Source organism: Lysinibacillus sp. FSL K6-0102 (assembly GCF_038003545.1).
GTDB classification, from domain to species: Bacteria; Bacillota; Bacilli; order Bacillales_A; family Planococcaceae; genus Lysinibacillus; species Lysinibacillus capsici.
The window spans coordinates 3470801-3495462 of sequence record NZ_JBBOPH010000001.1; the positions used below are offsets into that span (position 1 = coordinate 3470801).

General features: G+C 36.0%; 25 protein-coding genes and 1 tRNA gene. 8 read left to right on the forward strand and 18 right to left on the reverse strand.

Going from position 1 to position 24662, the window contains the following annotated elements:
- Window positions 1-9 precede the first annotated feature (9 nt).
- The 3 genes from NYE73_RS17645 to NYE73_RS17655 are packed head-to-tail and all read right to left on the reverse strand — an operon-like array spanning window position 10 to window position 3983.
- Window positions 10-1200, reverse strand: a complete 1191-nt coding sequence (locus NYE73_RS17645) for a Ger(x)C family spore germination protein (protein ID WP_259948327.1) — start codon at window positions 1198-1200, stop codon at window positions 10-12.
- Entirely contained in the window at window positions 1197-2294 is a 1098-nt protein-coding gene (locus tag NYE73_RS17650; protein WP_048395089.1) for a spore germination protein, read from the reverse strand. The genes NYE73_RS17645 and NYE73_RS17650 overlap by 4 nt, the downstream gene beginning before the upstream one ends.
- 21 nt (window positions 2295-2315) lie before the next feature.
- Entirely contained in the window at window positions 2316-3983 is a 1668-nt protein-coding gene (locus tag NYE73_RS17655; RefSeq protein WP_259948332.1) for a spore germination protein, read from the reverse strand.
- 224 nt (window positions 3984-4207) lie between these two features.
- Here NYE73_RS17655 and NYE73_RS17660 point away from each other — a divergent pair, with 224 nt between their 5' ends.
- From NYE73_RS17660 to NYE73_RS17670, 3 genes are all read left to right on the forward strand, one after another.
- Window positions 4208-5212 carry a hypothetical protein gene (locus NYE73_RS17660; RefSeq protein ID WP_048395084.1) on the forward strand — a complete coding sequence of 335 codons (1005 nt, stop codon included), beginning with the start codon at window positions 4208-4210 and terminating at the stop codon, window positions 5210-5212.
- Window positions 5213-5593: 381 nt separating this feature from the next.
- Window positions 5594-6718, forward strand: a complete 1125-nt coding sequence (locus NYE73_RS17665) for a hypothetical protein (protein WP_259948334.1) — start codon at window positions 5594-5596, stop codon at window positions 6716-6718.
- 170 nt (window positions 6719-6888) lie between these two features.
- On the forward strand, window positions 6889-8379 hold the full coding sequence (locus NYE73_RS17670) for a serine hydrolase domain-containing protein (protein ID WP_259948337.1): 1491 nt from the start codon (window positions 6889-6891) through the stop codon (window positions 8377-8379).
- Between the two features lie 181 nt (window positions 8380-8560).
- On the opposite strand, the gene NYE73_RS17675 is transcribed toward NYE73_RS17670, so the two are convergent.
- Window positions 8561-9556, reverse strand: a complete 996-nt coding sequence (locus NYE73_RS17675; RefSeq protein WP_259948340.1) for a DUF4179 domain-containing protein — start codon at window positions 9554-9556, stop codon at window positions 8561-8563.
- On the reverse strand, window positions 9557-10087 hold the full coding sequence (locus NYE73_RS17680) for a sigma-70 family RNA polymerase sigma factor (protein ID WP_048395075.1): 531 nt from the start codon (window positions 10085-10087) through the stop codon (window positions 9557-9559).
- Between the two features lie 388 nt (window positions 10088-10475).
- On the opposite strand from NYE73_RS17680, the gene NYE73_RS24730 reads away from it, so the two are divergent.
- On the forward strand, window positions 10476-10673 hold the full coding sequence (locus NYE73_RS24730) for a YjcZ family sporulation protein (RefSeq protein WP_048395072.1): 198 nt from the start codon (window positions 10476-10478) through the stop codon (window positions 10671-10673).
- Window positions 10674-11333: 660 nt separating this feature from the next.
- On the opposite strand, the gene NYE73_RS17690 is transcribed toward NYE73_RS24730, so the two are convergent.
- The 5 genes from NYE73_RS17690 to NYE73_RS17710 all read right to left on the reverse strand — a co-directional run bounded on the left by NYE73_RS17690 (window position 11334) and on the right by NYE73_RS17710 (window position 16025).
- Window positions 11334-11972, reverse strand: coding sequence for an NAD(P)H-binding protein (locus tag NYE73_RS17690; protein WP_259948343.1), 639 nt, complete (start codon window positions 11970-11972; stop codon window positions 11334-11336).
- Between the two features lie 247 nt (window positions 11973-12219).
- Complete coding sequence (locus NYE73_RS17695) at window positions 12220-12432, reverse strand: hypothetical protein (RefSeq protein ID WP_054549999.1); 213 nt, start codon at window positions 12430-12432, stop codon at window positions 12220-12222.
- Between the two features lie 317 nt (window positions 12433-12749).
- Window positions 12750-14702 carry an LTA synthase family protein gene (locus NYE73_RS17700; protein ID WP_259948347.1) on the reverse strand — a complete coding sequence of 651 codons (1953 nt, stop codon included), beginning with the start codon at window positions 14700-14702 and terminating at the stop codon, window positions 12750-12752.
- 430 nt (window positions 14703-15132) lie between these two features.
- Window positions 15133-15654: a DinB family protein gene (locus NYE73_RS17705; RefSeq protein WP_259948349.1), complete on the reverse strand. Its 522-nt coding sequence runs from the start codon at window positions 15652-15654 to the stop codon at window positions 15133-15135.
- A 149-nt stretch (window positions 15655-15803) separates the two neighbouring features.
- Window positions 15804-16025, reverse strand: a complete 222-nt coding sequence (locus NYE73_RS17710) for a hypothetical protein (protein WP_259948351.1) — start codon at window positions 16023-16025, stop codon at window positions 15804-15806.
- Window positions 16026-16253: 228 nt separating this feature from the next.
- Here NYE73_RS17710 and NYE73_RS17715 point away from each other — a divergent pair, with 228 nt between their 5' ends.
- Together NYE73_RS17715 and NYE73_RS17720 are read left to right on the forward strand one after the other, a co-directional pair.
- Window positions 16254-16433, forward strand: a complete 180-nt coding sequence (locus NYE73_RS17715) for a hypothetical protein (RefSeq protein WP_259948353.1) — start codon at window positions 16254-16256, stop codon at window positions 16431-16433.
- A 272-nt stretch (window positions 16434-16705) separates the two neighbouring features.
- Window positions 16706-17260 (forward strand): hypothetical protein, encoded by a 555-nt coding sequence (locus NYE73_RS17720; protein WP_259948355.1) that lies wholly within the window; start codon window positions 16706-16708, stop codon window positions 17258-17260.
- Between the two features lie 201 nt (window positions 17261-17461).
- On the opposite strand, the gene NYE73_RS17725 is transcribed toward NYE73_RS17720, so the two are convergent.
- A tRNA-Arg gene (locus tag NYE73_RS17725) sits at window positions 17462-17535 on the reverse strand.
- A gap of 221 nt (window positions 17536-17756) precedes the next feature.
- Here NYE73_RS17725 and NYE73_RS17730 point away from each other — a divergent pair.
- Together NYE73_RS17730 and NYE73_RS17735 are read left to right on the forward strand one after the other, a co-directional pair.
- Window positions 17757-18503, forward strand: a complete 747-nt coding sequence (locus NYE73_RS17730) for an SDR family NAD(P)-dependent oxidoreductase (RefSeq protein WP_259948358.1) — start codon at window positions 17757-17759, stop codon at window positions 18501-18503.
- Window positions 18504-18598: 95 nt separating this feature from the next.
- Window positions 18599-19249 carry a hypothetical protein gene (locus NYE73_RS17735; RefSeq protein WP_259948361.1) on the forward strand — a complete coding sequence of 217 codons (651 nt, stop codon included), beginning with the start codon at window positions 18599-18601 and terminating at the stop codon, window positions 19247-19249.
- Here NYE73_RS17735 and NYE73_RS17740 read toward each other — a convergent pair.
- The 7 genes from NYE73_RS17740 to racE form a co-directional block, all read right to left on the reverse strand.
- Window positions 19246-19944 carry a YqjF family protein gene (locus NYE73_RS17740; protein WP_259948363.1) on the reverse strand — a complete coding sequence of 233 codons (699 nt, stop codon included), beginning with the start codon at window positions 19942-19944 and terminating at the stop codon, window positions 19246-19248. The genes NYE73_RS17735 and NYE73_RS17740 overlap by 4 nt on opposite strands.
- 59 nt (window positions 19945-20003) lie before the next feature.
- Window positions 20004-20165 carry a DUF2639 domain-containing protein gene (locus NYE73_RS17745; RefSeq protein WP_016991537.1) on the reverse strand — a complete coding sequence of 54 codons (162 nt, stop codon included), beginning with the start codon at window positions 20163-20165 and terminating at the stop codon, window positions 20004-20006.
- Window positions 20166-20274: 109 nt separating this feature from the next.
- On the reverse strand, window positions 20275-21735 hold the full coding sequence (locus tag NYE73_RS17750) for a protein adenylyltransferase SelO (protein WP_259948367.1): 1461 nt from the start codon (window positions 21733-21735) through the stop codon (window positions 20275-20277).
- A 129-nt stretch (window positions 21736-21864) separates the two neighbouring features.
- Window positions 21865-22368: a metallophosphoesterase gene (locus NYE73_RS17755; protein ID WP_066037523.1), complete on the reverse strand. Its 504-nt coding sequence runs from the start codon at window positions 22366-22368 to the stop codon at window positions 21865-21867.
- A gap of 12 nt (window positions 22369-22380) precedes the next feature.
- Window positions 22381-22974, reverse strand: coding sequence for an XTP/dITP diphosphatase (locus NYE73_RS17760; protein WP_066037524.1), 594 nt, complete (start codon window positions 22972-22974; stop codon window positions 22381-22383).
- Between the two features lies 1 nt (window position 22975).
- On the reverse strand, window positions 22976-23725 hold the full coding sequence (rph, locus tag NYE73_RS17765) for a ribonuclease PH (protein ID WP_259948373.1): 750 nt from the start codon (window positions 23723-23725) through the stop codon (window positions 22976-22978).
- A 132-nt stretch (window positions 23726-23857) separates the two neighbouring features.
- Complete coding sequence (gene racE, locus NYE73_RS17770; protein WP_004226440.1) at window positions 23858-24655, reverse strand: glutamate racemase; 798 nt, start codon at window positions 24653-24655, stop codon at window positions 23858-23860.
- Window positions 24656-24662 lie beyond the last annotated feature (7 nt).

A 24662-nucleotide genomic window follows, 5' to 3' on the forward strand; every position in this document is an offset into this window, starting at 1 on the left:
TTAACAATGTTAATCACCCGACGTGCCATAATCCTTAATGGAAACCTTCACTTCACATGTAATAGGAACCTCACTAAACGTTTGATCCCATTCTTTTTTTCTTTTTTGCCATACTTTCGGGTAATCGATTCTTAGTTTATTGCCAAACCCAGAAACATCTGTTTGAAATTCATGTTGCGTTTTATCTAGTGCTTTCCTCACTAATCGCTCTATCTCTTTTTCAAATATTTTCTCTGCTTTTTTCAAAAATTGATTGTCAAATGCTTTATCGGAGAGAACCCAATGTTCAGCAATTCTTCCCTCTGATTGAATTTTTATCGTAAAGGAGATTTGATCCCCTTTTACATGTGGAATAATTTTACTTTTAGCTGAAATAATTTCATACACAATAGGTGCTCCTGACTCCTCATCAAAGCCTTTGACTAGGCCACCTTTCGCATCGCCAGACATCCATGCAATTCCTTCTAGGTCACTCTCATTTAAAAATCCTCGTAGCTTTTTGGTTTTTCCTTCAATGATAGCAGCGCCTGCAAATTTTACTTCTCCATTTTCCGTACTCACATTTTGCAATAAAAAGCTAGAGTCTGAATACAGCTTCCCCTCTAGTTTGGCTACGGTCATCGGAGGCAAAATTTTTGTCGTCCTTTCATGTCCCTCCATCATTTCTACTAATTGAAAGGCAGGAATTTTAGTTGGTTCATTTGTTTCAAGTGCCTGACTTGCCTGATCCTGAGCAATAAAGAGCAGTCCACTCGGCCGTATTTCTAATTCTCTTAGAAAAAAATCCAACGTTTGTTGAAGATTGATAGTACTAGCTAATTCCTCACCGATAATAATTACTTTGGAATGTTCAGCAAAGGAACGTTTATCAACCTTTAACAGCATATTTCGTAAAGTTGGTAACACCGCATCACCTGTCTCAGAAACATTTTTATACGCTTTTTCTGGCAATGCTCCCTCTTTTGTTCCAGAAACCGTAGTCTCTGACGTAACAAATTGATTGGTAATTGTTAGCAACTGTCTGTTTGCATACCTAGCATCTTGTTGCTCTTCAGAGGAAACATCACCCGTTTCTAAATCCAATGATGTACCTACAATAAGGCCTAAATCCTCAATCTCTTTACTACTCCAACAGCCAGTAAGAAGTAAGGTTACCGTTGCAACTAGAAGTAAACGTACACAACACTGTATTCGCTTCATGCTTTCTTTCCTTTCAATTTCGAAATAAGGAGTAAGGTTATCGGTACTACACCAAATAAAATTAATGCAGCATGACCAATCTTATCGCCAAATGTAAATAGATCGTTAATATTTTTAGGTGTCATCGCAATAATGTAAATAATCGGAAGTAGCCCGTATAAGAAGGGATGCATATTTTTCTTAAACAGTTGGGCTAATCCTAAAGTAGCGGCATAATAAGTAATCGTAAAGGTAGCAAAGATTTGCATAATCCAAATTACAAGAAGAAATGACTCAAAGCGTTCAAAAATTAAACCAGGGATTTCAAAACTTCGCATTAATTCAATTGTTGGCCAAGTCCTTGTTAAAACACCCTCAATGGATAGAGCACCAATGACCATCACAACCGTGATGACATAAAAGAGCAAGGGTATGGCTATACCCGCCAGTACAACCTTTACGGCCTTTGATTTATCTGAGGGGTACATAAATGCCACAAGTAGTAGCATAATTTCAGGCCCTAAAAATGCTAGTGTCGCTGTTTTTATTCCCTTTAACATCGGAACAACGCCCAGACCGAGTACTGGTCTCAAATTATCGATTTCAAAAATCCCTAAACTTAAAAAGGCCACAAGTAAAAAAATAACAAAGGTAATAGGAAAAATGATTTCAAATAAGCGAGCGATTGTGTTGATGCCACCGCTTATTAAGTAAAGTCCAACCCATAAAAAAGGCAAAATAATCGCCCAAGTGGGGGTTCCTTCTAATAAGAAGAGAGAAGTTACTTCAGCCATGATGCGAACTTCAAAGGCAGAAATGGTAAAAAAGTAGGCAATTACACACGCACTTATAAACCAGCCTAACCACTTCCCTATGATATCTTGATTATATTGATAAAATGTTTTGTCAGGGTATTGTTGGCTTAGCTTCACAATGATTACACCTGCAATCATTGCAACGACTCCACCTAAAAATACACTAATCCAAACATCTGGCGTTTTAACTTTTTCTACAGATGCACGAGGTAAAGTAAGAATCCCAGTGGCAAGAATATAGTTAATAATAATAACAACTGCTTGTGACGTCGTTATTTTATCTTTCATACTGCTGTTCATGGCTGTTTTGCTCCCTTTCTCTTATTCCCCTTTGCGGACCGAATCTTTTGGCTTTAACAATCTAGGACGATGCTTCATCATCTTTAACGGCATTCGCACCATAAAATCTTTCCAATCACCTGCTCGATACGGAATAGTTGGGCTCAAATATGATACACCGAAGCTCTTTAGCTTTACCAAATGACTGCAAAGGAATAAGAAAAATAGAATGATGCCATATAGTCCAAATAAAGCTGCGGAAAACATCGCCACAAAACGTAGCATTCTTAGCGTGATACCAGCATTATATTGAGGGATAGCAAAAGAGGAAATTGCTGTTAATGCAACCACAATGACCATGATTGGACTAACAATTCCTGCCTGTACGGCGGCTTCTCCAATAACAAGTCCTCCAACGATCCCCATTGTCGGACCAATCGGCTTCGGTAGACGAAGTCCTGCTTCTCGTAATATCTCAATAGCGACTTCCATAATGAGGGCTTCAATCAATGCTGGAAACGGTACCCCCTGCCTTGTTGCCATCATGGACAGCGCTAGTTTAGTGGGAATTAAGCCTTGATGAAACGATACAAAAGCAATGTACAGGGATGGGCCAAATAAAGAGATGCCTGCAGCAAAATAGCGAAGCAAGCGAATAAGTGAGCTCGATAACCAACGTTCATAGTAATCCTCTGGTGATTGCAGTAGCATATTAAACGTGACTGGCACAATTAATGCAAAGGGAGTTCCATCTAAAAGAATTGCGACTCGTCCCTCTAGTAAAGCAGCAATAACCCGATCAGGACGTTCGGTACTCTGCACTTGCGAAAATGGGCTGAGATAATCATCCTCAATCAATTGCTCAATATATCCCGATTCAGCAACATCATCCAAATGGATTGTTTCAATTCGTTCCTTCACCTCTTTGACAAGATTAGGCTGCACAATTTCATCTATATAGGCTAAAACCAACTCTTTTTTCGTACGTTCGCCTACTTCCATCTCGATAATCGATAAATTTCGATTCTCACCATGCTGTCTTAATAAAGAGGTATTCACACTTAATTTTTCCGTGAAGCCCACTCTTGGTCCACGTACCATTGCTTCAGAAACAGGCTCCTCAAGATTTCGAGTTTTGCCATGTGCCGTACCAATGATAAATACATTCTGTATGCCATCCACAATTAATACAGTGGAACCAGTTAATACTTTCCCAACAGCTTTCAATACTTTCGATTCCTCTAGCAGTTCACTCACTGGTAGGATTTCATTTCTAATTGATTGTTGTAATTCATGACCTCTTAAAACAGACGACTTTTTTGTATGTCCATTCATTAATGATTTCAAAATATGTTTGTCAATTAATTCTTTATCGCATAATCCTTTAAGAAAAACGATCGCTGCACGATTATCCGTATTTCCTATTTGAAATTCTCTAAAATGAATATCCCAATTATGGCCAAGTTCTTTCCTCATTTGTAAAAGATCTTTATTAAAATCTCCTGTAAATTGCTCTAACGTTTTTTGAATAGGTATGTGTACCATCTCAACTTGTTCACTATTTTCTTTCATCTCAATTTTGCCATTGCTCTTATTAACAAATAAAAAAACATGAAACAATTTATAAATTAAATATGGAATAAAAAACGCTAAAAAGCCTTGTAAAAAAACTTGCCAATGTGGCATGTAGGAAATCACCTTTTCCCACATATTGATCACCCTCTTTAGTACACTTGTACAGAGTATCCCTACATGTTTTTATCTTTATCTAAGCAGCAGTATTTTAAACTTCCAATCCTCAACATTCTTTCATAATAAGACACTAACATTCGGTGACCATAAAAAATCCAGCCTTAAATGAGTACTGGTACTTATAAAAGCAATCTTTAGCTTATGGTATACTAGCTACTATGAAAAATTAGAAGGTGAAATTTATGCTAGAAGTCAGTGAAAGTAAATTAACACAATATAGTCTGCATTTTTTGAGTGAGACGCTTATTTTAGGAGAAGAAGTTTTTACACAACCTGAGGTCATGTTAGAAGCAGCCTTTACACAGCTCGCTTTTAGTAAAATTGATGTGGAACAGCAATATGAATTTTTCCATGAAAGCAATATTGCACTCAATGAAGTTTTTACGTATTCAAGAGCTATTTTCGAACAGGGAAGTAACTTCCTAGAACACTCACAAAATATTGCCAAACACTTACATAGTGTGTCACAGCATCCTAACATCAAAAGCGGAGAACTGTTTATTGGCCTTTTTGAAAATTGTTTTCTATTAAATGAGGCTAAAAAGATTATCGCTATTGTCAAAATTGATGAAAAAGAAATGTTTTTAGATGTGAAAAATGAACACAATCAAATGATCGTGAACGGCGTGGATGGCATTAACGTTAAGAAAATTAATAATATGGCTATTATTGTTGATATGGGACCAGATCAATCTCCTGCCGTGTATATTAAAACAAAACGTAAAGAAGATATTGTTTATTGGCAAGAACGATTTTTAAAAATTAAGGCAGCGGATGAACATTATTATAAAACCAATTTAGCATTAACAGAATGTAAAAAATTCATTTTAAAGGAAGAAAATTATACAAGCACAGAAAAACTTGGGCTCTTGAATAAAACACTGGATTACTTTAGAAATGAAGAGGAGTTTCAAGTAAATCATTATATTGAAACTGTTTTTGAGCAAGCGGACACTACTCAAAAAGATATCATCATTAATTCGGTCAAACCCTATGAGACTATCATTTCTGATAGTGCGCTAGAAAAAGCTGAAAAGAAATACAAACGTAAAATCAAACTGGATTCCAATATTGAAATCCAAGTAAATATTCAACATATCGACCAAATAGATGAATTAATTGAAGTTGGCTATGATGAGGCAACGAATCGCAAATTCTATAAAATCTATTTCCAGGATGAACAGTAGAAGAGCTTGGATTAAACGGATGCAAGTTATCTTATGAGTTTAAACATTAGAATGACAGCGTCTCTCCTAAAATCTTCAATTAGGAGAAAAAGAGCTTAAAACAGTATAAGCTGCAATAATGCCTTAGTTCGTGCCCATAAATTTTCTCTGGAAGCGCACTAATCCTTGTAAATCTTTGCTTCGATAATCAACCCTTTGCATGGTCTGTGCTGTAAATAATAGCTATTTTTCAAAGACTACAGATACTAAAACAGTGAGTCTTATCATGAATCCTCCACTCTTTAATTTCTTAAAATTTTTTTCAAAAAGTTAAAACTTTTTCAATTGGTAAAACGTCTAATAATTGGTAACAGAAGTTAACCTAAAGGAGAATTGATAAATATGAAAAAACCTGCTAAAAAAACATGGCTATTAGCTTCAGCATTAACACTTGGGATGGCTGTATTAACACCGCTTCAAGCTGGTGCAACAGCTGTTGATACAACAAATAATGTAACGATTCAAATAGAACAAAAAATAACAGGTACCATTAAATATTTTGATGGTAGCAGCATTACCCTTAAAGGGACAGATGGAAAAAACTACTACATCGGTTTACACAATTTCTCAGATAAACAAATTGAGCAGTTAAAGCTAGCAGAGGGGCAAGAAATTTTAGTTGAGGGTAGTATTGTGAAAGATTACTCAGATTTCTTTACCTTTGCCGTCTATAAAAAAAGCTTACCTAAAGAAGTAACAAAAGAAGAATTAGTCCAACTAGAAAAACTCTTTTCTGACATGAAAAAGGCTGAAAAAGAAGAGAATTATGAGGAAATGGAACGAATCTATGTGGCGATGGATAACATCACAAGACCTTACGAATTAGCAAATTGGCAACCTGAGCCTTTTGAAGAATTTATTAATGAAGCTGCATTCGCTGAAAAAAATATTGTTATCAAAGCACAAGATAAAGAACAGCTAAAAACACTTTATAGTAACTGGATTAAGTATGTAAAAGAAAATAAAACGGATGAGGCATCAGAAAACATTGATAAAATTTTCACTATTCTTGAACCTTATTACCAAGAATTATATCCACCTTTAACTTTTGAAGAGTATATGGCGGATATGAACGTCGATTTAACAAAAGAGGAACTTGCAAAACTTAAAACAATCTATGAAGAGGCACAAAAAGCTGAAAAAGATAAAGACGAAGAATTGGCCATGAAGAAATGGGATGAATTCTATGAAATACTTCGCCCACACTTTAAACCAGTTCCCTTCGAGGAATATATGGCAGATATCGAATTCAGCATTAGTAATGCAGATTACGCAAAATTAAAACAACACTATGAAGAAGCAGTTGCCCTTGAACAAAAGGGTGAAGATGAAAAAGCTGGCGAGCAATGGGAAGCCTTTTATAAAGTTTTAGACCCTTACTACGAAGCGAACAGAGAAATTCTTATCTCACCATCTAAATTAACATTTAACGGTCAAGATTTTACGCCAGAGCCAGAAACAAATTAAATAAAATTTCAAGGGCCCTCCTATTGGTTTTAGGAGTGGCCCTTTTTGAAGTGACAATTTTGTCATGTTATCCCGGAAATAGTCATGTTAATCGATGGTTTACCCTTATTTTTCTTGTTACAGTAAACCATGTTGTCACAAGCACATTACGTTCTAAGGAGAAAAACAACATGACATTATTCATGAAGAAATCGGTGATGATGACCGTAATGTTACTATTTTTTACGTTCACACCCGGATTTGGACACGCAGCATCAAATAATACAATTAGTAAAATTGATCAGTTTATTAAGGAGCAGCAAACCATTAGTAAAATCCCAGGAATTTCAGTAATTATTGTTGATAAAGGGAAAACCGTCTATCAACGGGGCTTTGGCTTTGCAGATACGAAAACAAAAACGCCTGTTACCTCTGATACTCTTTTTGAGTTGGGCTCCACGTCTAAGGCATTTACAGGACTCGCTATTTTACAATTAGAAAAACAAGGTTTGTTAAAACGATCAGATGATGTCCGAAAGTATATCCCTTGGTTAACATTATCCTATAATGGCGAGGATCAAGCTGTGACAATACAGCAGCTATTGTCTCATACTAGCGGAATTCCCTCAAATTCCATTACTCGAATTCCAGAAAGCACAGCAGATAATGCCCTTGAATTAACAGTTAAAACACTGCTGGATCAATCACTAAATCGTCAACCAGGGAGTTCTTTTGAATATGCAACCATCAACTATGATGTCTTAGGCCTCGTCATTGAACAAGTTGCAAAACAGCCATTCGATCAGTATATTCAACAGAAAATTTTACAACCTGTTGGTATGCATCAATCTTTTGTAGGAATTCACCAAGTACATTCCACACATATGGCTTCTGGCTATAAAATAGGTCTAATGAGAGAGCAGCGATACATACCACCTATCTATCGTGGCAACATCCCTGCTGGTTATATCATCAGTAACGCTAATGATATAGCCAGATGGTTAAAATTACAGGTAGGAAACAGTGATATCTATTCAATCAGTAACAATTTAATTCAAGAATCGCATACTCCAGATCTAACAGTGGAGCCTTTTGATACGAATACTTACTATGCAAACGGTTGGGCCGTTGTGAAAAAGGACACAAAGTCATATATCTACCATGCTGGTGAGAATCCAACCTTTTCCTCATATTTCATTTTGCAACCTGACGAACAAATCGGCGTGGCTATTTTAGCCAATATGAATACAAGCTCTACAACAGCGATTGGACAAGGTGTCATGGATTTATGGGAGGGCAAAACGATTGACATGCAACATATCAGCAGCTATCAAAAGCTAGATAAAATTGTAACAATCATATGTGCTATCATCATCGCAATCAGCATTATTTTCTGTTATCTATTCGTTCAAAATATACGCAACCTTTATAAAAAACAACGTAGTATGGCAAATCTAAATTACAAAAGAATATTGTTATTATCTGCCCATACTATACTTGTGACGACAATGCTGACAGCACTATTTATCACGCCTAACATAGTACTTGGCGGCTTAAATTGGACATTTATTAAAGTTTGGGCACCAACTTCTATTACATTCCTGTTGTATAGCTCCATTTCGGCCAGTCTTCTATATTTATTATTAGGCTTTATGATGATTGGTACTAAAAGGAAGAATTAAAAATTTAATAGCTTAAAAGATATTTAGCTACAATTAATAGCTCTATTTTGACTGAACACTGCGTAATATGAGCTAATGGTAAAGATGCTGACCTATATCATTCATTGCTAACACATCCATCTTTGAAGGTAAGAATTGATTCCTTCAGCCCTTTGAAAACAAGTTGTAGGAACAGACCATATCATTTTAGAGAAATATTAATACTTGGGAGCGGAACAAGCTCTTTCCGCTCTAATGTTTTTTCGTCAACAATTCTTATAGTTGGCGTAATGATTAGCGTTCGAATAGTAGAATCAGGTATAAAAACCTCAACATAACCATTTACTCGCCCAGAACCGCTTTTAATAGTTGTTGCTCCTACCTTTTCATATACATTTCCAAGATTATCTTCTATGTCTACCATTAAAAATTCTGTCTCCCAGTCAAGATTTCCCTCAAAATAAAGAGTGGTTATATATTTTCCCTCTGTTATTTGATTATATAATAGCTGGTATTGATCATTACCAAATGGTATATTTACTTTTCTTGAATAGGCTCGGGTTGGTGTAAGTTCTAACTGAAAGTCCCAAGCTCCTTCTACAAGAGTCGTATTTTCCATACCTATAAAATCTTGAGGACGCCATTGAACATTTACCTTTTCATCAATTACTTTGTCTGAAATTCTCGCTGTAAACATACCAATCCAAGTAGCCTCATTCTTTTTAACGATTTGATGACTAAGTACGTCTAACTTGTTTCCGTTGACTTCTAAATCGCCCTTCCAAAATAGAGGGTGTTCATCTATCGATTGTTCGTGTTTCATTTCATAACTAACCGATACAATCGTTCCATCGAAAAAAGCCTCAGCTAATTCAATGGAGGTTCCGTTACTTTCGTCTATTTGATTGATGGTTGATGCATTATCACTAAATACTTGTAATTGGGGATTATCATTGCTATTTAATAGTTGCTGTACAATTGGTACTTGATTAGCCACTACAGGTAGCCAAATGCTGCTACTAGCAAAAATAAATGTGAGCATGGCGACAATACTAACCCACTTCCATTTTTTAAATACATACTTCTTGGTTGAAGATGACCGTAAAACACTTTTTTCAATATTAATCTTTTCCCAATCAGATAATTCAATTGGTTCAATCTCTTCAATATCTATTTCGATGAAGTCCTTTTCGTTCATTTAGATACCTCCCAGCTCTTCTGTTAACTTTAACTTACCTCGATATAAACGATTTTCTACAGCTGATTTAGATAGACCAAATATCTCAGCGATTTCTCCGTTGGAATATCCTAAGTAGTATTTCAAGAGAAAAATTTCCTGATCGTTTTTACTTAAATTTAAAATACTGATAAATAGTTGCTCTTTTTGTACTTTTTGTTCGACGATTCTTTCTGGTAGATCCTTGCTATTTGAAATTGATGAAAGTAACTCGACTGTTTTAGGCTTATTTTGAAGGCTTCTATATGTATCAATCGCTTTATATTTTGCAATAACGCCAATCCATTTTTTAAAATCAATCTCATCGCCAGTAAATTGAATACTCTTTTGCCAAATGGTTAGAAATACATCGTTGATACATTCTTCAATAGCTGTTTGATTGGGCTGTAACACTTTCACTACAATGGCTTTAACATAACCTCCATATTTGTTAATCACTTCTCTTAAAGCTTGTTCATCCTTTTTTTGTAGCTGATTAATTAATGAATACACGAAGTTAGAAAACCTCCTTTCCTTTCTTCTCTACAAGTAATAACGAGCAAATGAAAGAAAACTCTCACATTATTTAAATAAAAAAACAAATGATTCCTTTCCGCAACACATTGTAGCTAAAAATAGAAACGGAAAAACATAGACTTACTGTTTCAAACCCGCTCCATCATCATGCATCAAAAAATTATTTTTTATCTTATGGACTGGATTGACAACTAATCATCAGGCTGTAACAAGCGCCTTTGAGTTTCATCCTATCAAGTGTTTAGTGATACTCATCCTTCACCCAAGATTCTCTTTAAAATTACCTAAATACGATTCATTAGACGAATACCCTTTTCTCTTTCAACGGCATTCATACAATAAACTGAAGAAAGGAGAGATCTTGATGGGATACTTTGGAAACATGGGTAATTTCAATTGTTGTTATGGAGGCTATGGTAATGACTATAGCGGCGGTTATAGTATGGGTTGTTGTGGCATGGACTATGGCGGCAAAAACAATAGTTCAACATTCGTTTTAATCGTTGTGCTATTCATTCTTCTGATTATTGTCGGAGCAACATTCGTGCAAAAAGAATATTAATATTTATTGATAAACATGAAAAAGGGATGATCTTCATTAATAGCAGCCCACATTAATGTCGATACATCCACAGCAAAGAGGGTCACTTCCAGCCTATGTGACCCTTTTTTAAACCTGCTTGTCTTTCACCTTATTTAATTTTAAATTCTCCATTTCTCACATTTGCAGTAATACACATCGCTAAAGAAATATAATAAGCCAACATTTTTACTCCCATTTACGCCCCATATCCGCTTTTACATCATAAAGTTTTTTAAAAATGAAACCACCTAAAGCAATGAATCGTATACTTACTTAAGAAGAGCCTGCACTTTTTTTGTAAAAGGGGTCGAGTAATGTGAGGGAATGGTTGCAAGGAAGGAAAAACAAAAAGAGAAGAGATAAGAGACGTAAAGATCAATATTCATTAATTGACTTATTTCTTGACGTACTAATTTGGATACCAGAATTACTTTTCCTCCCATTTAGAATCATTTATTGGTTGTTGAGAGGCGTTGGAAGGTTTATTGGAGAAGGTTTTAATTAAAAAACTGCTCAAAAGGATATCATTTGATTTTTTGTACCAATACGATTGAGGCAAAGGGAAATTTTGTTGAGCATTCAAAAGGGATAAAGTCATTTAGTTGAGGCGCTGACCCTATCCCTCTCCTTTAAATTAGATTAATTGGAGATAAACGGTGATTTTTGTACATACTTTTGATTTTCTATTTGGTTAATGATGAATGTAGCTATATCCCGATTTGTTATTTTTGTACCTGGCATATCTCTAAGATTTTCCTTTATGAACCCTACTTCATTTCCCTCTACGATAAATGGAAGCCGAATTAGTGTCCATTTGATAACTTGATTATTGCTAAGGAGATGCCATTCTTTTTTCTTATCCACCATCATTTTTGAATAAATAATTTCAAATATCTTTGCACCCATTCTATTTATAATACTCTTTGTATCTCCAGCAATGGTTAGCGATCCACCCGTTACCCCAATATAACGATCCATATGTAAATCAGACATGACTCCCAATATATTTTCCGTTACTTTACTATAAATCGGTTTTTCTTTCATTGGTTGACCAAAAGTATTGATAACGATTTGACAATCTTTTAATAGCTTTTGAAGATCCTCGATATTTTGTACATTTCCTTCTATTACCTCAATCCTACTGTCTCTGAAAACTAACTTTTCTGGGTTTCTAACAAGCATACGTACGTGATACCCTTCCTCTAATGCTTTAGAAGCAATGTAACGCCCCGCTTTACCTGTTCCCCCGATAATTGCTATCTTTTTATAAACGTCCATGATGCCCCCCTAATTATCATAATAATATGTATACGGGAAAATCACGGTTTAGATTCAATTATTCACGTCTCTTAATCAAATGAGATAAAGGAATAGTAATTTTGTTCATTCTAGCTAGAGCTTTTGTCTAAGCAAAAGAAAAAGAACCACTCCCTTAAAAGAAAATGGCACTTCAACGCCTCATCGTACTAACTTGATAATACGCTTTTTAGGTGTATTCAACTTAACTCTTGTGTAAAAAAATAGATCAGTGGTTTACATTATTTACTAAGTCTTTATTATAGGCAATCCACTTCTCCATTTCTCTCTCGACAGCTCGGTTTTGCCATTCAAACCAAATACCTGTACATTCACTGCAGTGACTATCTACACCCTTTTTTTCATGTGTATCTTTACATGTAAATACAGTCTTTTTACGACAACTATAACAGTAAATGACTATGTCTTTATAAAATTCCATCCCGATCAACTCCTCAAATTTACACCTATTTCTTTCCTTTTTTCATCTAAATTATTCTTTAAAAAGAAATAAGTAAGGATGATGAGTGCCATCATGTTTGTTCCTCTCCTTACTAATAAAAGCGATTCAACCCCTTACTATTAAAGGATTGAATCGCTTTTTCAGTTAGTCCAATTTTCTATTTGAACCTTAAGGAGAATATAAAATCTTGGTATTGCCATACTTATTCAAAATGACCAATAAAAAAGCAATTCAAGGTAATGGTATGATATCCTATAGACTTTGATATCGTACACAATTCCTTGAACTGCCTTAAATTATTTAGACTCTACGTTCTCATCAGGAGAGTAATTATATTGAGAAGGATCAACTGGCGTATAACCTGTTGGCGTATAGAATCTCAATAAGTCACCATTTACGACTCTATCAGATAACGCCAATTTATGATCTACTTCATTTTTAATCGTCTTTGCTTCCTCTAATTGACTGTCGTCTAATGGTAAGCCTGTTTTATTATCATAATATTTTTCATTAATTGAATAAATAGTAGGACTGACAAAATCGCCATTTCTAAATGGTACAATTTCATCATGCTCTTCTGATAATAAGTCTGAACCAAATTGAACAAATTGTTGTGAATCAATTCCTAGTAAATGCAATAACGTTGGCAGTAGGTCTGTTTGGCCACCATAGCTATGGTTGATCCCACCTTGTATGCCTGGAACATGTATAAATAATGGTACACGTTGTAAATTAGCACTTTCATATGGTGTAATCTCTTTTCCAATGACTTGTTCCATCGCTTTATTATGATTATCGGAAATACCGTAATGGTCACCATAAAGAACAATCATTGAATGATCATATAATCCTGATTCCTTTAATTGCTGGAAGACCTGTTGAATTGCTTCGTCTGCATAACGAGCTGTTTGGAAATAATTATCAACGCTTGCATCTCCCGTATTGGCTTTATCAATTGTCACTAAATCTTGATTCATTTTATATGGATAGTGATTCCCTACCGTAATTAATTTTGTATAAAAAGGTTGTGGTAAGGAGCTTAAAAGATTTTGAGATTGTTCAAAGAATGGTTTATCTAACAAACCATATTCAGCCATGTCCTCTGAAGTACCTGTGTTATAGTAACTAGCATCGAAGAATTTGTCGAAGCCAAATGATTTATAAGTTACATTTCTATTCCAGAAGCTTCCGTTGTTACCATGGAATACAGCTGATGTATAACCATAATCTTTTAAAATACTAGGAGCTGCCTGATACGTATTTTGTGCTTTTGTAATATAAGCAGATCCTTGTGGTAATCCAAATAAAGAATTTTCAAGCATAAATTCTGCATCAGACGTTTTCCCTTGACCTGTTTGATGGAAGAAATTATCAAAATACAATGTATTCTTATCTTTTGCTAATGAATTTAAAAATGGTGTTACTTCTTCACCGTTTAATTTATAGTCGATTAAAAAGTTTTGGAATGATTCTAAATGTAAATAGATAACGTTCATTCCCTTTGCTGCACCGAAATATTGAGCATTTGGTTTGGCATAGTTTGACTTTGTATAGTTAATTACTTCAGTAATATCACTACTATCCGCCAAAGCTCTCTGAGAAGAGGCTTTCATCGTTTCAACTGAGTCATAAATCGTATAGTTATACATCCCTAGATATTTCACAATATAGTTTCTATCAAAACCTCGTGTTAATAGTTGAGGACGATTAGTTTCAGCTAGTCCTAAATTAAGGATTGATACCGCTAATGCAAAGGCAATGATTGCCATTCCTTTTTTATAGCCAAAACGTTTGGTATCTTTTTGGATTTTTTTAGAGAATCGTAGATAAAACATAACCATTACATCCACAAAGAACAAGATATCATAAGGCTTTAATAAAGAAAGAACACTGCCGCCTAAATCTCCAAAGTTCTGCGTTTGAGAAAGTGTAGGTAATGTAATGAAATCACTAAAAAATCGGTAATAGACAATATTGGCATATAAAACAATAGACATCAAAGTGTAGACAACAACGAGTGATGTGTATTTTCTTTTTCCTTTAAATAAAAATGAAAATCCTAGAAATAGCATTGCTGAGCCCAGCGGATTTATTAGTAAAAGGAATTGTTGAATGATTCCTTCTACACCTAAGTCAAATTGTGATAGTTGAGAGATGTATGTTTTAATCCATAACATTAATACTGCTACTATATAAATTCCTAAAAAGTTTTGTAATAGGTTATCTTTTTTATTTACTAGATTTTTCATTTTTGCACCTACCTTTTACTGATTAAATTAAAATCTAGATATATATGAACTTAACTGATAAGTACTGTATGGCACTTTAAAAAATGTTACGTTACAATAGCTTTTTTCGCGACCAATGTATAGTACTCCCCATTTAAAATTCTGTCAAGTTGTTAGCTATTCTTCATATAAATATTTCTAATTAACCTAATTATTGTCCAAAAAATACCCAGTAAACATTAGCTTTTAACTAATATTTACTGGATATATAAGCCATAAGTAAATGCCTTTATGAAATCTGCCTCGCAATTTTTCTCATTTGGGCATCAAAAAATCTTCCATTCAAATGAATTGGAAGATACTCTGGTACGCTATTCACTTTTTGCTAATAAACAATTGGATATTATTGCAACATTTTTCTAGCATATATATTTCTAAAGTGTCTCTCATTCTATTTAAACGTTTCTTTATTTATTTGAGCACCTACTGAATCTTTCAATGATGAAGAAAGACCTCTTCTGATTAGATTTGCAGAAACAGGCGCTCTCCCCATTTCCCTTGCCCAAATTGATAATTGTCCTATATGGTGAATTTCATGTGCAATGGTATGACGAATGACTTCACACCATGTATGCGTCTCCATACTACCATTTGCTAATGGAATATGAAGAATACGCTCTTCCATGCTGTCATCCCATTGATTTACAAAGCTTTCGACGTCTAAATGAAATGCAGCTTCCAATTTACGAACCTTTTCCAAGCTATTATATTCATCAAAGCTCTCCTGAAAGTCTGTTTTCCCCTGTAAAAGACGAATCCAACTCCATTCAACATCAATGATATGGAAGAGTGTGTGTAATATACTGCCCATTCCTCCAGTTCGGTTTTGCAAAAGTTCTTCTTCAGTCAACTCTTCACACCAATGAAACCAATCTTCCCGAACTAGCCAATTATATTCAAAAAATGTTTGCAAAAAAGCACCTCCGTAGTTGTTGAAAAAATATTATAACTCACTATTTCTTCATATAAAGTGAGGATCCCTTCTTTGCTCTTTTCAGATATCCAAATAAGCACTAAAAGTAACATAAATATAGCAACATTTCTAAGGCTGAAGTCTGGTAATTACCATTTCTGGTTACCCTTTTGGATTTTTCTATAAACGTAATCTGCATTATCCAGGTTTTTCCAACTACTAATAAAATTCAAAATAAGCATAAAAATTCCAAATAAAATAAATGCCACCATATATTTACCTACGAAAAATAAAACAAACGTTGCAACCAAAAGTAATATCATTAAAATTATTACGAGGATTTGTAATTTCCCCTTTTTCTTCTCATCCATCTGTTCAACCTCCAATCAAGCGCCGATACTTTTCTAAAATGTTTTCTTTGGTTTATTTTAACATAAAAATTCATTTTTTCTAAATAATCAATTATTTTATGCAAAATCCAAACAACAGAAATTTCCTACCAAATTTACCTTACATAGTCTTGGGGTGATCTGAAAATTAGAAATAAACAAGGGATATTTTATTGGATAAGATAAATAATATCTTTAGGAGGTGTCGACATGAAACGAGACAAAAAAAATACAGAATTTGCTACAGACGAGCCAACAAAACAATCATTTGCTAGTGGAGCAGACCCAAAAAAACCTAATGGGAGTAAAGAATATACGGAAGCCCCTCGCCCACAACGTGAAGAAGACCTTATTATGGATGAGAAAAAAGGTAAGTCAACTTCATTATAATGTAAGACAAGTTAGTATTTTTGACCACTCTATTAGAGATGGTCTTTTTTAATTTTCTCCACATCATGTAACCCTATATAAAGATTGAGACCACCCATCATGGAGTGGTGTTTCTACTATTATTAAATACAGATTATTTTAATTAACTTATCTCATCGCCAGTATATTATATATTAAAACAAAAAAGTAAATTTATGTTTTTTAACCTAATTTTAACCTTTTATTGATAATCTATAGTTGTTTCAACAATTAAATTACTAGGAGGAATAATTATGACAGTAGCAGTAAAAAATTTTAGTAGTATTATGAATCAAATGAGAGATGCTTATACGGGAGAGCAAACAACAGAATTTTCTTTAGCAGCATTCATTGGACTTCAAGCTCCTTCATTATCAGACGCACCTGATGAATTACAAAAACTAACACAAGAATATCAGGAGAACATTAATAATTTTTATGTGCATGAAGAATTAGACTTAAAAGAAAATGTTAAGCAATTAGAAAATGATAAAAATCAAACAGCTTTTTTTGAAAATATGCGCAAGAAAAAAGAGGAAGCTTTAAAAAAATCTGAAGACATGATCAATAAATACTACGATTCATTGATAGATTTTGGTGAAGAGCATCCTTCAGCCCAAACACTAATCCTTACTATTGCTGATAAAGTCGGTGCCTTTATACAAGATATTATGGATAAAGTTTTAAATGTTTTTGTTACTGTTGTGGAAACTGTAAAAAATGCAATAAGTGCTGCTTTTAATTTCATTTCCTCTACTTTTAATTCAATTGTTAGCACTACGAAAAAATTCTTTTCTAGTTTATTTTAAAAACATTCTTAGCAGGACTGTCTCTGGGCAGTCTTGTTTCACATTCAATACCACTTCACAAGAAACAGTTCAACGAGCTAGTTCTCATTTTGATAAACTTTTCGATGAAAAAGAACCTCTTAGGCACTATCGAGAGACTTATACATCAATGTATAAAAATAAAAAGCCTTACAACCGTTGTGGCTGTAAGGCTTTGCTTGACGTCCCAGGAGGGATTCGAACCCCCGACCGACGGCTTAGAAGGCCGTTGCTCTATCCAGCTGAGCTACTGAGACATGATGTCGTTTCTTATGTATTCCATAGGAAGGACAATATTTATTATATGTACTTTATAGCATAATGTCAACATTAATTTTACTATGCAGGCAAGGTTTGCCTCATATTTTTTATCATATGTTGCTACAGCATCCATTATACCATTTCTTCACCCTCTTAACAGGACGGATAGCAAAATATTTGCTACACTATTGGCGATAAAAAAGTAGGAGGTTTGTGGATGTTTAGAGATTTAGTCGTTATGGTCACAGGTGGTGCACAAGGGATTGGTAAGGGTATTACGCTTGCATATGCACAACAAGGTGCAAAAGTGGTGATTGCTGATTTGAATGCAGGCTTAGGTCAACAGTTAGAACAGGATATGCTTGCTCCAGGCTACTCTGCATTATTTGTGCCAACGGATGTGACAAAGGAACAGGATATCATCAATTTAATGCAGCGAGCTGTTGAGCAATATGGGACCATTCATATTTTAATTAATAATGCTGGGAAGTTCCAGCATCAATCTCCCTATGAGGTGACGTTTGATGAGTGGCAGGATTTGTTGCAGACGAATTTAACGGGTACCTTTTTCTGTGCCAGAGAGGCTGCAAAAGTGATGCGGCATAATGCAAAGGGTGGTTCCATTGTTTCGCTGGCCTCAACGCGAGCTGAAATGTCAGAGCCTCATTCAGAAGCTTATGCGGCTACAAAGGGTGGTATCATAGCGTTAACACATGCTTTAGCGCGATCTTTAGGGCCAGATCAAATTACAGTGAATTGTATTTCACCTGGGTGGATTGAAACAGGTGATTACGAGGCACTACGGCCAATCGATCATGCGCAGCATTTGTCAGGAAGGGTTGGTCTGCCTGAAGATATTGCACAGGCTTGTCTCTATTTAACAAACCCGATCAATAACTTTGTGACAGGTATTAATCTTACAGTTGATGGTGGCATGACGAAGAAAATGATGTATGAAGCGTAATTTTGTCGTCTCTCTTCTTTTCTTTCTTGTTCTTCATACTCCGAGATTCCTTAGAGTATGCTACTGTAGGAGAAAGAACAAGAAGGAGTGAAGCCTTGTACCCCTATTCAAATGGTTTTTCATTAAGCCAGCTGTATCATGCTCCCTATACGCAGTATACGGCTCCGATTCGTCACTTTTTACAGTCAAATGATTACCGACGCTGTATTAGTAAAGGCGAAGCAGACTTTATGGCTATGAACCGCTTACTTTGGATGGAGCATGTGAATTGGACACGGATGACTATTATTAGCATTGTGTTTAATTTGCCTGATTTACCCTTTGTGCAGCAGCGTTTGCTACGCAATGCAACCGATTTAGGGAATTGTTTACGCCCCTTTTATGGTGACTCCGTGGCGGATCGTTATGCAGTTTTAATTAAAGAGCATCTGGTAATTGCTGCTCAATTAGTGACAGCTGCTGCGAAAGGTGACGCTACCACAGCGGAAGCTAAAGAGAGGGAATGGTATCGTAATGCAGATGATATTGCCTTCTTTTTGCATACAATCAATCCATACCTAAGTAGAGAGGCCGTACAAAAAATGTTTTATACACATTTAGCTTTAACGAAAAATGAAGCTGTCACGATGATACAAAAAGATTATCAGGCTGATGTAGAGGTATTTGATGAAATTGAAGCAGAGGCACTTGCGATGTCAGATATGATAGCCAGCGCCATCGTTATGCAATTTTGTTACCTCTTTTAATGCAAAAATCTTGATGGATTTATGATCATTTTATGCTCAACTGCTGGAGGAAAAACTCTCGCTGTTTTGTTTTTAGCATAATGAGCACGAGGCTGCATGCCCTGAAGTTTCCCCTTCATAAAAGAGGCTAATGTATTGCTTTCAATCGTTACGTTGGCTCTTTTTAATTCCCATGGGGAGTGGTGAATATCAATGCGAAAAAGTGTATCCTTCCATTTCGCCCATGAATGGTAGCGCTCTACAATCCATCGGTCAAAATTAGTATTGGTCTTGTCTCCTATTGTATAAATAACCCTCAATCTTTCGTCACATGCTTTGTAATGGCTTGTGTATGAATAGTGATTCCCTCTTTGTTTTACTAGGATGTTGGAATGGCGATATGGCAAGCTACCTATTGCCGTAATTTTTGATAAGAAATTATTCGTCACATCTAAATGAAAAAAATAGATGCCTTTCATGCCGTAATACTCCACATATGTTCGGACATTCAATTGTAAATAGGTATTCATCCCCGGAAGAGGTGGTAGAAAGCGTAGCCGATGTCGATAAACTTTAAAAAGGACAGCACTAAGCCAGGCATTTTGTTCAAAGAGATCGAGCTTCAGTTCTTTAGGTACATGTTTTTCAAGTTCTTGAGGGGCTATCGGCCAATGTAAAAATAGAACATCTTGCCATGTTTGAGTCATCATCCACATAGTAAAACTCCTTTCTAATCACTAGTTTTTCCTAGAAAGGAGTTCTTCAAACAAACGGTCTATTGATTTTGCTCAGCAGACTCTATTTCGACATAACGATAATATAAGTTTCGTAATTCAGATTCTTTATATAAGCCTAAATGACTTTTAAATTGAGGATGAACCATTATTCCATGAGCACGTAAAACTTTGACAAACCAACCCTTTGAATACTTATGCACCGACCTTATTCTCCTTTATTTTTATTCATACATAGAATATGCGTTTGAATACGGTAGAGTGCCTTTATACAAATAAAAAACGAGAGAATAAATAACTCTCGTTTTTTACTTATGTGCCACAAAACGTACGATATGGTTGATTAGTGTGTTCAGGTAATGAAGCGTATTCTTGTTGTTCTTTCGCATGAGCATAAGGCTGAGCTAGGACTTTTAGTAGGTTGTTCATCACACTATAATTGCCTTGTTCTACAGCCGCTTCCAAAGCTTCTTCTACCCTGTGGTTACGCGGAATAACAGCTGGATTATGTTGGCGCATTAATTGTTGTGACATGTCTTTGTTTTGCTGCTGTCTTGCTAATCGAGCTTGCCATTTGTGATACCAGTCCTTAAAAGCTGGTGCGTTAAATAATGGGGAATCCTCCAATTGCTCAAACGATAAGGCGATAAATGTATTCATATAATCTGCTTGATATTGCTGCATAAGCTGAAGAAGCTCTTCAACAAGCTGGATGTCTTCTTGCTCCTCATTAAAAATGCCTAGCTTTGCACGCATTCCTTTCAACCAATTTTCTACATATAATTTTGGATACTGTTGTAGCGTTTCTTGTGCCAGTTGAATGGCTTTTTCTTGATCATCATCAATTAAAGGTAGTAAGGACTCTGCTAAGCGCGTTAAATTCCAGCCACCGATATTGGGCTGATTTCCATAAGCATAGCGTCCTTGGTGATCAATCGAGCTAAACACAGTCGCAGGATCATAGATGTCCATGAATGCACAAGGGCCATAATCAATGGTTTCACCGCTAATGGTCATATTATCGGTGTTCATGACGCCATGGATAAAGCCCACTAACTGCCACTTTGCTATAAGGGAGGCTTGTTTCTTTATGACTTCATTTAACAAATAAAGATAACGATTTTGATTGCCAATATTAGCTGAGTAATGCCGTTCTATTGCATAATCAGCTAAAAGCTGTAGCTCCTCATCTGTCCCCCATTGCGCAGCATATTGAAATGTCCCTACCCGCAAATGACTACTTGCAACTCTTGTGACAATAGCGCCTGGTAGTTCCGTTTCTCGAATAATCATTTCACCTGTAGTGACTACTGCTAGACTACGTGAAGTTGGAATCCCTAGTGCAAACATCGCTTCACTAATAATATACTCCCTTAGCATTGGACCTAATGCGGCTCGCCCATCTCCACCCCGAGAATAAGGTGTTCTACCTGATCCTTTTAGAGCAATATCATACCGTTCCTTTTGGGGTGTGATTTGCTCCCCATATAATAGAGCCCTACCATCACCTAGCATATTAAAATGACCAAATTGATGCCCTGCGTAAGCCTGTGCAATCGGTTCGCCACCTTCTGGGATTGTATTACCAGCTAAAACGGCTAATGCTTCCTCACTCTTTAAAGCCTGAATGTCTAACCCAAGTGATGCTGCAACTGATTCATTTAATAAGATCAATTTTGGTGAACGAACAGGATTTAACGATATGTCGGAATAAAAAATACTTGGTAGTTGAACGTAACTATTATCAAAATGCCAGCCAATTGTTTTTTTCATGTTTTCTCCTTTATTGCCTTTACGATTTATTTTTGCTATTTCAGCATGAATCATTCATAGGCAATTTTACCATTATCAGTAGCCCAAATAAAAATCCGCATACTTTACTAGTTATGCGGATTTTCTCTATTATTGTCGATCAAATGTATATGTAGCCATACATTGATTATCATCTGTCATGCAATCAACTTTAAAAGATGTCGCATTGATTTCCACAACAGCAAAGCTTTTCTCTTTACGACCACGTGGTTTTAATAAGCTGCCTGGATTTAAAAATAGGATATCATCCATCATTTCGGCACCAAGAATATGTGAATGACCAAAGCAAACAATCTGTGCACCTACTTCTTTAGCACGATAGGATAATGATAAGATGGAATTTTTCACATTGAATAAATGACCGTGTGTCACAAAAATCTTTACATCATGGACCGTGAACATTTCTTCTTCAGGGAAAGCTTTCTCACGATCACAGTTTCCACGTACTTTTTTCAATCCTTCTAATGCCTCATGTGAATAGGGAAGTTCACTATCTCCACAATGAACCACAATATCTATTTCAGGATAAAAACCTTTAACCTTTTCGATGACATGGCTGTCACCATGTGTATCGCTCATAACAAGCATTTTCATGGATATCACCTCTTATTTGATAAGATTCGGTAATTGCTCCTTTAACTTGCGAATTGCATTGCCTCGGTGAGAAATAGAACCCTTTTCCTCTGGTGAAAGCTCAGCCATCATTCGATTTAAGCTTGGCACAAAAAAGATTGGATCATAGCCAAAGCCATTCGTTCCACGCTTTTCATGGGCAATGACGCCTTCACATGTACCAAATACCGTTGTGGTTGCGAAATCAGGTCCTGCAATTGCAATACAGCAGCAAAAACGTGCTGTACGTTTGTCATCTTCGACACCTTGTAAATTTTCTAACAGTTTAATCATGTTTGCTTCATCGTCATGGTCACTTGCATAGCGAGCGGAGTACACACCTGGCTCACCATTTAATGCATCTACTGCTAAACCACTGTCATCTGCAATAACAATGGTATTAAGCTCCTTCGCCAATGCTTCTGCTTTTAAGATGGCATTTTCTTCGAATGTTGTTCCTGTTTCTTCTATTTCCATATCCGGTGCCACTTCAAACATTGTTACGACTTCATAACCAAGTGGTCCAAATAATGCTTCAAAATCTTTTGCTTTTCCTTTATTTTTTGTGGCGATGACTACTTGTTTCATATTATTGATTCCCTCCAACTTTGTGTGCCAGTTCACCAAGCGTTATTTTTTGAAGCTCAACTAATTGTTGTATGCCTTTTTCACCTAATGCTAACAATTCATTTAGTTCTTCACGAGAAAAAGTAGCTTCCTCACCAGTACCTTGTAATTCAACAAATCGTCCTGCGCCTGTCATCACAATGTTCATATCAACAGCTGCAGCCACATCTTCTACATAATTTAAATCAAGAATAGCGCCTTGTTCTTCAACGATCCCAACACTTGTAGCTGCTAAAAAGTCTATTACTGGGAATTTTTCAAATGGCTTTTCTTCAGCAAATTTAGCAATGGCCTGTGTCATGGCAACAAATGCTCCCGTAATGGATGCTGTACGAGTACCTCCATCCGCTTGAATGACATCACAGTCAATCCATACAGTACGTTCGCCTAGCGCTTCTAAATCGACTACAGCACGCAATGCACGCCCAATCAAGCGCTGAATCTCCATTGTACGACCATTGACTTTCCCACGAGAGGATTCACGTGGTGTCCGTTGAGCGGTTGCACGAGGCAACATGGAATACTCGGCTGTAATCCACCCTTTTCCTTGCCCACGTAGAAAACCAGGTACCTTGTCTTCAATCGTTGCGGTGCAAATTACTTTTGTTTTGCCTACTTGAATTAATACGGAGCCTTCAGGGTGTAATAGATACTCACTATCTATTTTCACAGGTCGTAGCCCATCTGCATTTCTACCATCATATCTTGTCATATATTTCGTTCCTCCTAAAAACTTTCGCGCCCTCATCTTATCATAATTTGTGCCATCAAAAAAGTACTCGGTGGCTTATGTACAATGCTGAAAACGGCAAAAATCAGCCTAGCCTGTTGCTAAGCTGATTTTTTATTTTAATGTGATACGTTTTATGTCGAGAGTACCTTGCTCTAACCAATTCTCAGCAATCGAACGGAAAATTGGGACAGAACCAGTTGCAAAAAATCTATGAGCAGGCACCGCATTTGCATTTGCTAAAGTGCCATTATACGCTAACATTTCCTGTACATCCTTTGCTGTTTCCTCCGCAGAAGATAAAACATTCACATCTTCTCCGACAACAGCTTCAATTTGTTTTTGTAAAATAGGATAATGTGTACACCCTAAAATAACCGTATCAAATTGTCGATTTTTCAACGGCTTTAAGCCTTCTGCTATTAAATTATTTGCAAAGTCACCTTTATATTCGCCACTTTCTACAAGTGGTACGAATGTGGGACAAGCTAGTGGAATAATATGTGTTGACGTATTGAGTGACAATAAGGCTTCTTCATACGCCCCACTTTTAATTGTTCCTTCTGTTGCAAGCACAACGACTTCATGTCGCTTCGTTTTTTTTACAGCTGCACGTGCGCCAGCATTGATAACACCTAGTACTGGAAAAGGCATATTTCTTTGTAAACTTTCGAGTGCTACTGCAGTCGCTGTATTACAAGCTATAACGAGCATCTTAACATTCATTTTTTCGAGTGCTTTTGCCATTTGCCAAGTAAAATTCCGTACTTCCTGACGACTTCTTGGACCATACGGACACCTTGCTGTATCGCCAATATAATAAATCGTTTCGTTTGGCAATCGCTTCATGATTTCTTTTGCTACGGTTAAACCGCCTACTCCTGAGTCAATAACGCCTATCGGGGCATTCATACTTTCC